The sequence below is a fragment of the Euhalothece natronophila Z-M001 genome (assembly GCF_007904085.1).
Lineage (GTDB): Bacteria > Cyanobacteriota > Cyanobacteriia > Cyanobacteriales > Rubidibacteraceae > Halothece > Halothece natronophila.
Window position 1 is genome coordinate 1,892,248 of the sequence record NZ_CP042326.1, and the last position, 13,808, is coordinate 1,906,055.

16 protein-coding genes are annotated in these 13,808 nt (G+C 40.3%); 5 read left to right on the forward strand and 11 right to left on the reverse strand.

Annotated features, from left to right (window positions below; genetic code table 11):
• Positions 1-109: 109 nt before the first annotated feature.
• Positions 110-577, forward strand: coding sequence for a chemotaxis protein CheW (locus tag FRE64_RS09050; RefSeq protein ID WP_146295732.1), 468 nt, complete (start codon positions 110-112; stop codon positions 575-577).
• 307 nt (positions 578-884) lie between these two features.
• Complete coding sequence (hisH, locus tag FRE64_RS09055; protein WP_146297325.1) at positions 885-1,511, forward strand: imidazole glycerol phosphate synthase subunit HisH; 627 nt, start codon at positions 885-887, stop codon at positions 1,509-1,511.
• A gap of 50 nt (positions 1,512-1,561) precedes the next feature.
• Here hisH and FRE64_RS09060 read toward each other — a convergent pair whose 3' ends face one another.
• The 6 genes from FRE64_RS09060 to trmH all read right to left on the reverse strand — a co-directional run bounded on the left by FRE64_RS09060 (position 1,562) and on the right by trmH (position 7,348).
• The gene (locus tag FRE64_RS09060; protein WP_146295734.1) at positions 1,562-2,809 is read right to left on the reverse strand and encodes an L-lactate MFS transporter; all 1,248 of its coding nucleotides are present in this window, start codon (positions 2,807-2,809) and stop codon (positions 1,562-1,564) included.
• A 246-nt stretch (positions 2,810-3,055) separates the two neighbouring features.
• Positions 3,056-4,132 (reverse strand): magnesium-protoporphyrin IX monomethyl ester (oxidative) cyclase, encoded by a 1,077-nt coding sequence (gene acsF / locus FRE64_RS09065; protein ID WP_146295736.1) that lies wholly within the window; start codon positions 4,130-4,132, stop codon positions 3,056-3,058.
• A 155-nt stretch (positions 4,133-4,287) separates the two neighbouring features.
• Positions 4,288-4,971, reverse strand: a complete 684-nt coding sequence (bchM, locus tag FRE64_RS09070) for a magnesium protoporphyrin IX methyltransferase (protein ID WP_146295738.1) — start codon at positions 4,969-4,971, stop codon at positions 4,288-4,290.
• The gene (nagA, locus tag FRE64_RS09075; RefSeq protein WP_146295739.1) at positions 4,961-6,178 is read right to left on the reverse strand and encodes an N-acetylglucosamine-6-phosphate deacetylase; all 1,218 of its coding nucleotides are present in this window, start codon (positions 6,176-6,178) and stop codon (positions 4,961-4,963) included. Before nagA ends, bchM begins: the two co-directional genes overlap by 11 nt.
• Before the next feature lie 56 nt (positions 6,179-6,234).
• Positions 6,235-6,507 carry a hypothetical protein gene (locus FRE64_RS09080; protein ID WP_146295741.1) on the reverse strand — a complete coding sequence of 91 codons (273 nt, stop codon included), beginning with the start codon at positions 6,505-6,507 and terminating at the stop codon, positions 6,235-6,237.
• A 172-nt stretch (positions 6,508-6,679) separates the two neighbouring features.
• On the reverse strand, positions 6,680-7,348 hold the full coding sequence (gene trmH, locus FRE64_RS09085; protein ID WP_146295743.1) for a tRNA (guanosine(18)-2'-O)-methyltransferase TrmH: 669 nt from the start codon (positions 7,346-7,348) through the stop codon (positions 6,680-6,682).
• Between the two features lie 7 nt (positions 7,349-7,355).
• Here trmH and FRE64_RS09090 point away from each other — a divergent pair, with 7 nt between their 5' ends.
• From FRE64_RS09090 to mltG, 3 genes are read left to right on the forward strand one after another with little or no spacing between them, the layout of a single operon-like run.
• Positions 7,356-8,906, forward strand: coding sequence for an NAD(P)H-hydrate dehydratase (locus tag FRE64_RS09090; protein ID WP_146295744.1), 1,551 nt, complete (start codon positions 7,356-7,358; stop codon positions 8,904-8,906).
• A 49-nt stretch (positions 8,907-8,955) separates the two neighbouring features.
• Positions 8,956-9,507, forward strand: a complete 552-nt coding sequence (def, locus tag FRE64_RS09095) for a peptide deformylase (protein WP_146295746.1) — start codon at positions 8,956-8,958, stop codon at positions 9,505-9,507.
• Between the two features lie 36 nt (positions 9,508-9,543).
• On the forward strand, positions 9,544-10,581 hold the full coding sequence (gene mltG / locus FRE64_RS09100) for an endolytic transglycosylase MltG (RefSeq protein WP_146295748.1): 1,038 nt from the start codon (positions 9,544-9,546) through the stop codon (positions 10,579-10,581).
• Here mltG and FRE64_RS09105 read toward each other — a convergent pair.
• The 5 genes from FRE64_RS09105 to FRE64_RS09125 form a co-directional block, all read right to left on the reverse strand.
• Positions 10,578-11,192 carry a TIGR04282 family arsenosugar biosynthesis glycosyltransferase gene (locus tag FRE64_RS09105; RefSeq protein ID WP_146295749.1) on the reverse strand — a complete coding sequence of 205 codons (615 nt, stop codon included), beginning with the start codon at positions 11,190-11,192 and terminating at the stop codon, positions 10,578-10,580. The genes mltG and FRE64_RS09105 overlap by 4 nt on opposite strands.
• Positions 11,193-11,223: 31 nt before the next feature.
• On the reverse strand, positions 11,224-11,598 hold the full coding sequence (locus FRE64_RS09110) for a hypothetical protein (RefSeq protein WP_186708754.1): 375 nt from the start codon (positions 11,596-11,598) through the stop codon (positions 11,224-11,226).
• A 232-nt stretch (positions 11,599-11,830) separates the two neighbouring features.
• Positions 11,831-12,673 (reverse strand): ribosome biogenesis GTPase YlqF, encoded by an 843-nt coding sequence (ylqF, locus tag FRE64_RS09115; protein ID WP_146295752.1) that lies wholly within the window; start codon positions 12,671-12,673, stop codon positions 11,831-11,833.
• Positions 12,674-13,052: 379 nt separating this feature from the next.
• A complete protein-coding gene (locus tag FRE64_RS09120; protein ID WP_146295754.1) occupies positions 13,053-13,442 on the reverse strand; it encodes a hypothetical protein in 390 nt (129 codons plus the stop codon).
• Between the two features lie 3 nt (positions 13,443-13,445).
• The gene (locus FRE64_RS09125) at positions 13,446-13,799 is read right to left on the reverse strand and encodes a hypothetical protein (protein ID WP_146295756.1); all 354 of its coding nucleotides are present in this window, start codon (positions 13,797-13,799) and stop codon (positions 13,446-13,448) included.
• Positions 13,800-13,808: the final 9 nt, after the last annotated feature.

Here is a 13,808-nt window from a genome sequence, read left to right on the forward strand (position 1 = left end):
TTGACAAAGGACAAATAAAATTAGCGGGAAAACTGTTATATTTTGTCAGTAATCAAACTACTTTTAGCATTTCAGTTAAAATAAATTAAACGAAATATTTTAGATTTATATGCAAACAGTAGAACAATCTTCAACAACCACTTTTCGTGTTGTCACCTTTCCCGTGGGAAAATTAACCTTGGCAGTGCCCATTGAGTCGGTTTATCGAGTATTATCAGAGATTCCTGTAGAAGGAAGCGGGGAAAGAGGCGTGGGGGTTGCCCATCTCGAAGATTATGAGTTAACCGTGTTTGATCTCGAATATCAATTGTTTACTCAGAAGCCCTCAGAACCCATTTCTGCCCCTGCAGGAAGTTATCTTGTGGTCGTGCAAAGCCAAAGTGAAGTTCTCGGTTTACTGGTAAAACAAGCCCCTACCTTAATGAATTTATCGCGCGATCGCGTTCGGGTTTTACCTCAGTCTTACCGCCAGGCTGATACCTTAACCGTGTGTTCTCATGTGGCAGTTTTAGAAGCAGAAAACCAATCTTCTAATACAGTCTTTCTTCTCGATGTGGAACAGTTGTTTCAGCATTAATCCCTAATTCGCGGTAAACTTCATTTGAGCAAGGGTATCGCGCATTCTACGACCACAATCTCCGATTTGGTCGGTAGTTAGGGAGACCAGTAGTGTGCTATCATCAAAGCATCTGTACGACTTCCACTTTGATTGGCTAGTACGACAGTTTGACTGGAGAGAGAAATCATCTCCAGTGGATCTATGGCAAAAGTCCCTAGATTCAACCGAGAATGGCGGTTTTGGTCTGGTTAAAGGATCAAGCATAAGCTACGACTACACGCCCTGGTTAGTCGCTAGTACCATTCACGAATTTTGGAGAAACGCTATGCCATCGATCGCGCTGATTGATTATGATATGGGAAACTTGCACTCTGCTGCTAAAGGGTTAGAAAAAGTAGGGGCAACAACCACCATTACCGATTCTGCGAAAGTCATTACTGATGCGGATGCAGTGGTAATTCCGGGAGATGGGGCATTTGATCCTGCGATTAAACATTTACAAGCAAGAGACTTAATTGATCCGATTAAAAGCGCGATCGCGCAAGGAAAGCCGTTTTTAGGGATTTGTTTAGGCTTACAAGTGCTGTTTGATTCTTCTGAAGAAGGGATAGAAACTGGATTAGGGATTATTCCAGGAACCGTGCGCCAATTTTACCCGGAACCCAATTTAACGATTCCTCACATGGGCTGGAATAATTTAGAGTTTACCCAACCCAATCATCCCCTATGGCGAGAGTTACCGACTAACCCCATGGTGTACTTTGTTCATTCTTATTATGTGGTTCCCAATGATCCTCAAGTTTCCTCAGCGATGGTCACTCATGGTAGTCAACGAGTTACGAGCGCGATCGCGCAAGATAATATTATGGCAGTGCAATTTCACCCTGAAAAGTCTTCCCATATTGGCTTAAAAATTCTCTCTAACTTTGTCCGTCTCATTGATGAAAGCTGAAAAATTTGTTACTGGTTATTAGTCATTGGTTTACACACAACAAAGGACAATCAATTAGATACATCACGTTTGAGTAAAAAGCTAGCAGCAAAAATGCCAATCACTGCTAGTAAAGCCATGGGATAAAAAGCAAAAGTATAAGAACCAAACCAATCTCGAATTTGCCCTGTGATCAAGGTTCCAATTAAAGCCCCAACGCCATAAGCGGTAAAGACAATTCCGTAATTTTGAGCATATTGTTCAGGATTAAAAAAGCGCAGGGTTGTAGTAGGAGCAATTGCTAACCACCCTCCTAAACAAAACCAAAACACACAAAAGGCAATTAGATAAGTAGCGGTGTCTTCCTGTTGAGCATTGATCATCATTATACAGGCAATCAAAATGAGCGTATAAGACGCGATCGCGACATGATGAGGTTTAAAGCGATCACTTAACCAGCCAAAGAGAGGGCGACTAATGCCATTAAACAAGGCAAATACAGCCACACTGGTTGCAGCTAACCCAGAATCAATATTGATAACTTCCTCTCCTACAGGGCTAGAAATACCAATAGCACTTAAACCAATTAACGTTCCAATGGCATAACAAACCCATAGCCCATAAAAAGACTTACTTTTAAGCAGATTGTTGGGATAGTTGAAAGTAGTATCAGAGTTAGGATTATTACCGAAATGATTGTCGGGATGCCAATCTTTGGGAGGAAGCCTAAGCGCGATCGCGATTCCCAGAATAATCACAGTAAAGATAATTCCTAAAATCCGCAAAGTTGGTTTAACGGTATAAACACTAATTAACTCATTGGCTAAAGGCGCGGTAATAATCGGAGAAAGCCCAAATCCAATAATTGTCAGCCCCACGGCTAATCCTTTTTTATCGGGAAACCATTTAGAAACAACCACCATCGGCACACCATAAGCAATCCCCACCCCTGTTCCAGCAATTACCCCATAAGTAAGAACCATCATCCCAATACTATCGGCAAAGCTAGAAAGAATATAACCGCCACCAACAACAATTCCCCCAAGGGCTGTCATTACCCGCACTCCCCATCGAGGAATATAAAAACCAGCAATGGGCATCAGGAGAGCATAGAAAAAAAGGGCAACGGTATAGGGTAATAAACTTGCTGTCGCCCCAATATTGAGTTCCCCTTCTAAGGGTTTCCTAAAGACACTCCAAGAATAAACAGTTCCCAAACAAAGTAAAACCAACATTCCCAACGGAATCAGCAACCATCTTCCTTGTCTCGCAGGAAGCCCAAATATTTTCAAATCGGTTTTCTGACTAGATATGCTCATATATAGCGTTTATTCGTCTGTTGAGGGACAAATTTAGTCATTGGTCATTAGTCATTGGTCATTAGTCATTAGTCATTAGTCATTAGTCATTGATTTACAAACAAAAAAGGACTAAGGACAAACAACAAAGGAGAAAACCATTAAGAGTGTACCTCAAGAAGCGTGAAAACTGCTATAAGAAGATACAAAAAACCCCTCCCACAGGGAAAGGGGCTAAAAAAAATATGCAATGACCCAAAAATGTTCTTAATAAACCGTGCCGCGCTGGGCTTGGGCATCAATGGCTTTTTGCAGATAAAGATTCAGGAATTGCCAGCCATTACCAATGTAATAGGGAAGTTTGCGAATGAACTTAACTGGTTTTGGCGCATCAGTTTTATCAATGCGACTGAGGTTTTCGTTATTTTTCGCACAAATTTCTAAACGATTAAAGAAGTTGGGGTTTTCCACATCTAAAATCGTTGGGAAGACTCGCCCTGCAGTTTCGTTGGTTTTCTTGATGACATACTGATCATACTCTCTGGTATCCAAGCCTAATTTTTCATAAAATCCAGAGCGTTGAATATCATTGAGATACATGGTGGCAAAAACTGCCAGTAAGAAGAAACGACACCATAACCGTGAGATAAACCCTGTAATTACAAAAGGCTGGGCTTGCATGATGGCATCAAAGAAGTCACCGTGACGGTTTTCATCTTGACACCAGTTCTTAAAGAAGCGGAATAAGGGATAAATCCGATATTCAGGATGTTCTTCTAAATGACGGTAGATGGTGATATAACGCCAGTAGCCAATTTTTTCCGATAGGTAGGTGGCGTAAAAAACATATTTGGGTTTGAAAAAGGTATATTTACGACTCTTGGTGAGAAACCCTAAATCTAAGGAGAGATTAAAATCGCCCATTGCTTTATTGAGAAAGCCAGAGTGACGGGCTTCATCCCGTGACATGAGGGTAAAGCACTCTGCTAAAAGAGGGTTAGAGTCTTTCAACCGTCTCCCCAATTCTTTATAGAGGAGAAAGCCAGAAAATTCAGCAGTGCAAGACCGTTCCAGAAATTCCACAAAGAGACGGCGGGTTTCTTCGTCTAAATGTTCCCAAGACTGATTAAATTCTTCATCGCGGATGAAATGTTTTTGATTATAGTCGGCACGAAATTCTTCTAAAATGGCGCGTAATTCGTCTTCATTGATGGAAATATCCATCTTTGCCATTTTGTCAAAGTCTGTAGTGTAAAAACGAGGGGTTAAAAGGGTTTCTTTGGCTGGGGCTTTCACCCCTGGGCGTAATTCCTGCTGATCTTGTTTATCTGCTGTATTAACCATATTGTATTGCTTAGAATGAATAGTCTTAAGCCGATGAGAGCAATCTATTATTTTTTCCCAGTTTATCAACGAGGTAGGGCGCGATCGCGCTTCCCTGTTAACGATTGCAACAAAAATCTATATCTGCGAGCCTATTTTGTTAAAGTTTGTAACAATTAGTGACGAACCCCTTCTAAAATACGGGAATAATAAAACTTGGTACTCGTCATGCCCTGCCGTTTAATTTCAAAGCCATTATCCTGCAAAATTTTAATGACCTCTGCTTCAGAATGTTGATAGGCGCGAGTAGTTTTACTCGGTCCAGGGAAAAATTCCCCAACTTTCTTTAGGAAGGTGAGGAAAAAGGTTTTTGGGGCAAAACTAATAATAAAACGAGATTCGGCACAATCGGCTAAATGCTTGACCATCCCCTGAATATCTTGGTCTGGGTAATGAATTAAAACATCTAAACAAATCACTGTATGATATTTGCCACTAATTGCTTCGAGATCACTGACAAAAAAGTTAATATTATGATTTTCTCCTAATGCTGTTTGGGCTTGGGTTTTTGCCTCTTCTACCATCTTTTCTGAGATATCACTGGCATAAACCGTTGCGCCTTCTTTTGCTAAGGGAATTGCTAGGCTACCTGTACCACAGCCTGCATCACAGATGGTAAGTTCAGATAAGTTCTCATCAGTTTTTAACCAATTAACAACTGTTTCAATGGTTTGTTTGTGTCCTTCCCGAATGTTTTTTTGAACCGTGTTCACTTCGCCATCGCCATAAATATTGCGCCAACGTTCAAAGCCCACGGCATTAAAATAGTCTTTAACAATTTTTTTATCGTCAGTTTTCATATTTGCTATTACTTGGAAACTTGAATGATTCAGTGTTAATAAGTCGTTGCCATGTGAGAGTTTGTGTTGAATTATTCCAATGCCAACGTAATAAGTTAGCAACAGGTTGTCCTACACCTAAGCCCTCTTCTGTGATCGCGTCTCGGGGGCTTTCTGTAGCAAGCGCGATCGCGCTCCCCACATCACATATCCCCCACTTTACCAGATTAGCCACTGCAGACAAAAGAGAAACGGTTGTTCCAGCTAATGTTCCATCTTCTAGTCTGGCTGTTCCTTGCCTGACTGTTACTTCTCGCTGATCCCAAGGATAAACCCCATCCCCTAACCCCAACGGCGCTAAGGCATCACTAACCAAAAATAAGCGTTTACTTCCCTCACCCATTCGCAACAAGAGTTTTAACATCTTTGGTGAAATATGTTCTCCATCCGCAATAAAGCCACATTTAACCCCAGAATGAGTCAGTGCTGAACCCAATAACCCTGGTTCACGATGATGGAGTGAAGGCATGGCATTAAAAGCATGAGTTACCATAGAAGCCCCTTCCCGAAATGCCTGTTCTGCGTCCTCTTCTGTGGCTAAAGAATGACCAAGGCTAACCTTAATCTGAGGATAGCGTAGCTTAATTTCGCTAATTATTCTTTGTTCAGAGCTTATTTCAGGAGCGCAAGTTAGCACTCTAACATGCTTACTATATTTTCCGATCAAGCTGACTAAATTGTCAATTGTAAAAGGAAGAATATATTTTTTCGGATGTGCGCCACGTTTTTCTGGATTTAAAAAAGGGCCTTCTAAATGCACCCCTAAAATTTTTGCATAGGGAACATCTTGCTTTTGATAGTTTTTAATATATTGACTGATTGTGGCTAAAGCTGTATTAATTTTTTCAGGAGAGGAAGTGATAATTGTTGGTAAAAAGAAATCAATTCCTTCTTGCCAAAGAAATTTAGAGATTTCCAGTAATTGCTCAGAATTTGCTAAAGTAAGTTCAGGGAAGGGTAATCCCAATGCGCCATTAATTTGTAAATCTGCGCCTCCTAAAGAGAGCCAGTCTTTTGCAAAATCAATGACGGGCTTTTCATAGGTTTTATCAATTTTCTGAACTTGAATGTTTTTAATTTTGCCATTTTCGATCAATAGTTCATAACACTGATCATCTTTAGTTTTAGGCAGACGTGCATTTGTGATATAAAAAGATGTTTTAGCCATGAACTGAGGATTACGGTTTCTTAATCTTCTTGATTTTGATCCGCCATAATTAAATATTAAGTCATTTTTTGATGAAAATTTTTCAATACTGACCCCAAGCGAATTCCTGCATAAATCGCTTTATCTTGATTATCTTTGTTTTTGGGAATAATAATATAAGATTCAGCCTCTCCTTGCTTTTTCCAATCATAATAAACAGCCCATTGAGAATTAGGTTGCTTAAATTTACTAATATCTTGTCTAAATCTAGATTTTTGTCCCGAAGTTGCATTAACTGGCAAGACATAGCGAAACGGTTTACGTTTTCTTTTGGCAGTATTCGTACTCATTTCTAGTAACTCTTTCTTAGTTTGGTTTCTAGTTCTAACTTGATACAGTTTCGAGTCAACTTAAATAATGATTTGTCCTACTATAGCAGTTTTCAATCTCATGATGTACATTCTTGATTGTTTTGTCCTTTGTTGACCAATAACCAATCACTAATAACAAATAACAAATTGCTCAATTCCTTTTAATTTGTCCATCATCTTCTAAATCAGGATAAGGCTTTCCAGCTTCATCATAAGCCGTGGCTAAATCAGGATATGCCCAGCGAAATAAGGTGCGATGATAAGTTTCAGGATCAAGACGTGACTGTTCATAATAGCCAGCCGCCAGACGCTGACGTTGCGCTTCAAATAGAATGACTGCTGCTGCTACCGAAACATTTAAAGATTCCACCATGCCAAACATTGGAATATAAATATTGTAATCAACAAGGTTGACAGCTTCTTCACTGACTCCCCATTTTTCTGCCCCAAAAAGAATGCAACTGGGTTGAGTATAATCAGGGGTGCGATAGTCAATGGCATTTTCAGAAAGATGGGTGGCGTAAAGAGTAAACCCTTGATTTTTCAGATCATTAACAGCAGTTTTTAAGTCAGAATGAGTCTGAATATTAACCCATTTTTGACTTCCTTTAGCAGTTTCACTAAATGCAGGAACATCGCCATGTTGATAAACACCATGGGCTGCAAATACTCCCACTGCATCACAGGTACGGATAATTGCAGAAAAATTATGGGGTTTATGGACATCTTCTAATAAGACGGTTAAATCTTTCTGTCGTCGGTTCAAAACCTCACGAAGGCGATGATAACGTCGAGGAAGCACTGGTTTTGTTTCACCCATTCTGAATATGAATCACTATTCTACATCTTCTATTGAACATTTTGTGGTCAGCGCAAGGCAAATGGCAGCGATCGAGCAACGAATTTTTGATTTGGGAATGCCCGTGGCGGCGCTGATGGAAAAGGTAGCAGGGTTGATTACGCAACGCTTGATTGATTTATTTAAGGGGGTTTCTAAAGTTGGCATTATTGTCGGACCAGGACATAATGGGGGAGATGCAGCAGTGGTGGCGAGAGAGTTACACCTTAAAGGCTATAATGTCGCTATTTATCGCCCTCTGAATAAGGGAAAAGAATTAACCCAAGCCCACTTAGATTATGTCAAGAGTCTTGGAGTAACGATTACTAATCATCTTGGGGAGTTAGAAAGTTGTGAGGTGATTGTTGATGGCTTATTTGGCTTTGGGATGACGCGATCCTTAGATGGGGAACTTGCTAATGCAGTGAAAACCATTAACCAATGGTCAATTCCTGTGGTGAGTATTGATCTGCCTTCAGGGATTCATACCGATACAGGAGAAGTTTTAGGAAGCGCGATCGCGGCTGATTATACGTTCTGTTTAGGCTTATGGAAACTTGCCTTTTTTCAAGATACAGCCCTTCCCTATTTGGGAAAACCTACCTTAATTGATTTTGGGATTCCTTTGGCAGATGTGGAAGCGGTGGTTAAGGAATCTACTGTGGTAAAACGAATGAGTGCCAATTTAGCGCGATCGCTGTTACCTCTTCCTCGCCCATTAGTCACCCATAAATATAAACAAGGACATCTCCTCATTATTGCAGGCTCTTATCAATATGCAGGCAGTGTCATTCTAGCAGGATTAGGGGCAAGAAAAAGCGGTGTCGGAATGGTGAGTATTGCTGCCCCTGCATCCCTGAAACCCATGTTAGTTACCCATCTTCCTGAAGCCTTAATTATTGATTGTCCAGAAACTACAGAAGGCGCGATCGCGGAACTTCCCTCAGTGGCTACACAATGGGAAAAATATAACGCCGTCGCAGTTGGCCCAGGATTAACCTTAGACGCACAATCATTGCTATCCCCAATTTTAGACGCACCAATCCCTCTAATCCTTGATGCCGATGGATTAAACCTGTTGGCACAAATGAACCCTGAAAAGACCCTAAAATCCCGTCATCAAACCACGATTCTTACCCCTCACCCTGGAGAATTTCGACGCTTATTTCCCAATTTAGATGCTACAGATACCATAACGAAAGTACAAACGGTTGCCAAAGCAAGCAATAGTTGTATCCTGATAAAAGGAGCAAGAAGCGCGATCGCGGGAAACAATCAAGAAACTTGGGTTATTCCTGAAAGTACCCCTGCTTTAGCCAGAGGAGGAAGCGGAGATGTTCTAACTGGTTTATTATCAGGGTTAGTTGCCCAAAGTCATCCGCAAAAATTATCTCCAACTACGATTACCGCCATCGCCGCCACTTGGCACGCCCAAGCTGGAATTATGGCAAGTCAACAGCAAAGCGAGTTAGGCGTGGATGCTTTCACCTTAACCCAATATCTCACACAGTTCGTAATGGGTAATCAATTTGACACTTAGCAAGGAGATACAGCAGAATATACGTTCAAGGTTATTTGGTAATATCCCCATGTTTCTGTTAAAAACTGCGCGGCTTGGAAATCCAATTATTCGTAGTGCTACGGAACCAGTATCCAAAGAGGAATTAAAGAGTGCCTACCTACAAAACTTGATTGATGGTATGATTCAGACCATGCGTGATGCAGATGGTGTGGGGATTGCTGCGCCACAAGTTCATGTTCCTAAGCGGATTATTGTTATTGAAGTCTCTCCTGATAATCCTCGCTATCCCAATCGACAAGGGGTTCCCTTGACTGTGATTGTTAACCCTGAAATTACTTCTCTAGCTGAAGATTACCATGAGGACTGGGAGGGTTGTCTAAGTGTTCCTGATTTTCGAGCAAAAGTTCCTCGTTCAACCTCCTTACAAGTTTCAGGTTTAGACCGTAATGGAGAACTATTAGATATTCATGCTGAGGATTTTTTTGCTCGTGTCATTCAACATGAAGTTGATCACCTTGAAGGAAAGGTTTTCCTTGATCGTCTTCCCAATCTCAAAACTCTTACTTATTTGAGAGAATATCAGAAATACTGGCAATCACCAACAAGTGAACAATTGTAAAGTACAGTTAATTTAGGAAGAGGAAAATTAGAAAAATTGGCATTTAATAAACTCCCCAAAACCATATTTTATTCTCTATTTAGTTTTTGGATTATATTAGCCTTGGGGGCAGCGGGAAGTTGGTATTGGTGGAAAAACGCGATCGCGCCAGTATCTTCCTCTGAGGAAGAATTAATAACTGTTGAAGTTTCTGAGGGAAGTTCGGGACAAGAAATTGGAAACCAATTAGAAGAAAAAGACTTAATTAATTCCACACTAGCCTGGCGGATTTGGTTATTTAGTCTCAGACTAGAAGATAATACAGATGATTTAAGGGCTGGTTCTTATCAATTATCTCCCTCTGATTCTTTACCTGAAATTGGCCAGCAAATTCGTGAGGGAAAAGTTCTTAGCACTCGTTTTACAATTCCTGAAGGCTGGACACAACGTCAAATGGCTGAACATTTCGAGGAATTAGGTTACTTTTCTGCTGAAGAATTTCTTGCGGCAGTCGAAAATATAGATCGCGATCAGTTTCCTTGGCTTCCCGATGATATTCCTCATCTTGAGGGTTTTCTCTATCCTGACACTTATCAAATTCCGCGCGATCGCGCTACTCCTGACTCGATTATAACCCTCATGCTGAATCGTTTTGCTGAAGTTGCCCTTCCCATTTACGAAAGCCAAGAAAGTCCTTATAGCTTCTTAGAATGGGTAACTCTTGCTAGTATCGTGGAAAAGGAAGCCGTCGTTGATGAAGAACGATCGCGCATTGCGGGGGTTTTTGCTAAACGTTTAGAAGAAGGAATGCGATTAGCCGCTGATCCCACTGTAGAATATGGTTTAAATATTGAACAAACTGAGGAACAAACACTTACCCTAGAACAAGTTAATACACCTTCCCCCTATAATACCTATCTTAATTCTGGTTTACCGCCAACTCCCATTGCCAGTCCTGGAAAACCTGCTTTAGAAGATTCTCTTAATCCTCCTGAAACTGATTATCTCTTTTTTGTTGCCCGTTATGACGGCACACACATTTTTAGCGAAACCTTTGAAGAACATGAAGAAGCACAACGTCAGATTCAGAATTAATCGGGAAAGTTAAAATTTAATTGTTCTAAATCTTCTGGAGTATCAACATCATTTAGTAGGGGTAAATAACTAATTTTTAAGCCTAATTTTTCGGCAATAGCAACAGTTTCCTGTAACACTTGATCCGTTCCCCAAGTAATCCCTTGAAATAATTCAGGAATACAATCCCGTAAGCCAATCAAATAATAGCCACCATCTTCAGCTTTGCCTAAAACTAAATCTTGGTCTGATAATTCGGAAAACGCTTGATTAATTAAAGTTGCATCTAAGTCGGGACAATCAATCCCAATAATTACCACTTTCTCCACCTCTTCACTAAAAGTTTCTGTTAAAGCTGCAATTAACTTATCTCCCAAATTTCCTTCGCTTTGAGGATAATAAGAATAGTGATTTCCTAACCATTGTTTCATCAGTTCTTCATTTCCTCCTGAAAAGTAAACGCGAAACTGAACAGGAACTTCACTCAGTTTTTGAATTGTATCCTCAGTTAGTTTTTGTTGTAGTTTAGCTGCTCCTTCTTCTCCTAAGGCAGGAATTAGTCGCGTTTTTGTTTTTCCCACTTCAGGATAACGAGTAAAGATAATTAGCGATTTTTTATAATAATAAGACATTTCCTTATTTTAATTATTAATAAGTAGCTTGTTATTTTTTTCTACGAACTTTACTAGAAATTCGCAATCCTTCCCAACCACAAGACTTACAGTAGTAATAGCGCACTGGAATAAATAAGCTTAAGAGATGATGAATTGGTTTGCGATGCCTACGATTAATTTTGTTATCACAAACTGGACAATAATTAGTATCAACAGCATTTCGCTTAATATGATAGCGAATTCGCATCATTAAAATGATGGCAATAAAAATTATAAAAAGTAAAGAAATGATAACTGTAGGACTTAATAGTAATCCCAAAAAATCAATAATTGGCGTAGTCAAAAACACTAATAATTCTTGACTTACTAAAAAGAATGATTGAATATAATCTTCAGGAATTAAAATCCACAGAAGAAATACCAATACCAAAAAGGCTAATAATATTTCTACAATCCATTTTTTAAGAAAATCAAAAATTGATGACTCTTTTTTTTTTACCAGATTTACTTTTTCGATATTGTCTTTTTGTCATGCTCTTAGATGCAGAGGGGTCTTTTTTTTCTCTAAGTTGTATGAGATTTAAGAAAATCCTACCATCGCTTTCAGCATTTTACCTTAGCAGGGTTAACTGTAATGATCTTTTTTGTAGATAGGATTAGAGATAATCAGGGGGATATTCTAAAGGTAATTTCCCCATTAATCCTTTCCGAAAATCATTAAGCAGTTCTCGGGCTGTCCGTTCTTGATCCTCATTATGGCGTTGGCTGGCTAAAGTCGCTAAATAAGACTCTCCACTTAACCCCTCTACGGGAATGTTATAACGCTGATCAAAAATTTCTGTTGTTTCTAGTTCCGAGAGTAAATCAACCAAGGCAGCAGCAACATTTTGTAAATCATAAGCAGCTTCCCCAATATCATCACAAATGGCAAGTTTAATGGCGGCTTTTTGATCTTCTAATTTTGGCGGAATCACGCCTGGGGCATCTAATAAGTCAATCTGCTGTGAAATGCGAACCCATTTTAATTGACGGGTAATGCCCGCTTTTCGACCACTTTGAACCGCTTTACGCCCGACTAAACGATTAATTAATGCCGATTTTCCCACATTAGGAAAGCCGATAACGACCGCCCGAACAGCGCGATCGCGCATTCCCCGACTTCTTCTTTTCTCATTTACTGCTTCTCCCGCTTTTTGCGTGGCTTTCAGTAAGGGTTTAATACCTATTCCCTGTTGTCCATCAGTTAAATAAACATCAATCCCCTGACGTTGAAAATAGTTCACCCACTGTGAATGTAATGCTTCCGGAATCATATCTTGACGATTAATTACCAGTAAACGGGGCTTATTGCCAATCCACTGTGAAACTTGAGGATGCTGAGAAGCCAAGGGGATCCTTGCATCAAGTACTTCTAGCACCACATCCACATATTTAAGCTGTTTTTTCAGTTCTCGCTCTGCTTTGGCAATATGACCGGGATACCATTGAATTGTGGGCATTCCTGTTGATCTCCATGGGGAATGAATGATCTAGCGTCCTGAGAAGATGCTCACGCTTTGCTCGGCTCCGACATAATCTTTGATTTGTCGGGTAGAAGGGGCGTATAAACCTCCGACCCAACTTGAATCGAATTCAAGTTGGAATGCACCAGGTGCATTGCGCACATCTGGGGACATCCTCACTTCTTCGTCCCTTCACTCCTGCGTCGTTGTGTCCAGATGACAGCCCCTCATGAATTAGTACAGTTACAATAAGTTTACCCATTTTGTAAAACTTGTGCTAAACCCAGATTTTAACTATGGTTTGCCGGTGGTGAAACTGCCCAGTAACGGCAAAGGGCTGTCGGGGGCAACTACGGTTGTCTAGATAAGAGTCTATCTAGCTCGACTCGCGAAACTGAGTCATTTCTTCTCGTAGGGTGGCGACTTCATTAGTTAAATCTTGAAGTCGTGAAGGAACATCATTTCCTGTAGATGTAGTTTGGGTTGCTGAGGAATTATTACTACTGGTGGGAGTGGTTTCCCCTTGGGAAGAAGTGTCACCCCCTTGATTGATGAATTGTTCTACAAATTCACGGGCTTCTTGAGCTGTTGTTTCCCCTTTTTGTTCCCATTCTTGGGCGCGTTGATTAAGTTCTTCTTGGATTTCTGCTACTAAGCGCGATCGCTGTTGTTCGTCTTGTAAAGTTTCAGTAGCAACAGAAATTGCCCCTAATGTCATGTGAAAGCCTTGTTCAACAATTTTTAAAGCTTGGTTTTGATTATCCATAGTTTACCCCTGTTGCTCTAGATACTGTGTCACATCTTCTACTAAGCGAGTTAATTCTGCTTCTGTCGTGAGTCGGATTCGTTCATCACGCACGGTTACTAAAACTTTAGCAGCAAAGGGAGTGGGATAGATATTAGGATTACAAAATACCTCTAGGAAAACTTCTCCTGTATGCTGATACTCAGTGGGAGATTGAGGTTTTGGTTTATCCCCAGCGTTAACAGCTTGAGTTGTCACTTTAAATTTTGCCATTAAATCCGATAAGGCTTGTTTTAACTCTCGTGCAGCTTCAGGGGTAAAGTTGAAGCGAACTGATCCTTGATCAACATTTAGGGTAAATTGGGAGGAGGCACTCATTAGTTAGTA

What these genes read in the sequence shown, in the direction of transcription:
- FRE64_RS09050 (WP_146295732.1), top strand. Translation starts at nt 110, where the DNA reads ATGCAAACAGTAGAACAATCTTCAACAACCACTTTTCGTGTTGTCACC.
- hisH (WP_146297325.1), top strand. Translation starts at nt 885, where the DNA reads ATGCCATCGATCGCGCTGATTGATTATGATATGGGAAACTTGCACTCT.
- FRE64_RS09060 (WP_146295734.1), bottom strand. Translation starts at nt 2,809, where the DNA reads ATGAGCATATCTAGTCAGAAAACCGATTTGAAAATATTTGGGCTTCCT.
- acsF (WP_146295736.1), bottom strand. Translation starts at nt 4,132, where the DNA reads ATGGTTAATACAGCAGATAAACAAGATCAGCAGGAATTACGCCCAGGG.
- bchM (WP_146295738.1), bottom strand. Translation starts at nt 4,971, where the DNA reads ATGAAAACTGACGATAAAAAAATTGTTAAAGACTATTTTAATGCCGTG.
- nagA (WP_146295739.1), bottom strand. Translation starts at nt 6,178, where the DNA reads ATGGCTAAAACATCTTTTTATATCACAAATGCACGTCTGCCTAAAACT.
- FRE64_RS09080 (WP_146295741.1), bottom strand. Translation starts at nt 6,507, where the DNA reads ATGAGTACGAATACTGCCAAAAGAAAACGTAAACCGTTTCGCTATGTC.
- trmH (WP_146295743.1), bottom strand. Translation starts at nt 7,348, where the DNA reads ATGGGTGAAACAAAACCAGTGCTTCCTCGACGTTATCATCGCCTTCGT.
- FRE64_RS09090 (WP_146295744.1), top strand. Translation starts at nt 7,356, where the DNA reads ATGAATCACTATTCTACATCTTCTATTGAACATTTTGTGGTCAGCGCA.
- def (WP_146295746.1), top strand. Translation starts at nt 8,956, where the DNA reads ATGTTTCTGTTAAAAACTGCGCGGCTTGGAAATCCAATTATTCGTAGT.
- FRE64_RS09105 (WP_146295749.1), bottom strand. Translation starts at nt 11,192, where the DNA reads ATGTCTTATTATTATAAAAAATCGCTAATTATCTTTACTCGTTATCCT.
- ylqF (WP_146295752.1), bottom strand. Translation starts at nt 12,673, where the DNA reads ATGCCCACAATTCAATGGTATCCCGGTCATATTGCCAAAGCAGAGCGA.
- FRE64_RS09120 (WP_146295754.1), bottom strand. Translation starts at nt 13,442, where the DNA reads ATGGATAATCAAAACCAAGCTTTAAAAATTGTTGAACAAGGCTTTCAC.
- FRE64_RS09125 (WP_146295756.1), bottom strand. Translation starts at nt 13,799, where the DNA reads ATGAGTGCCTCCTCCCAATTTACCCTAAATGTTGATCAAGGATCAGTT.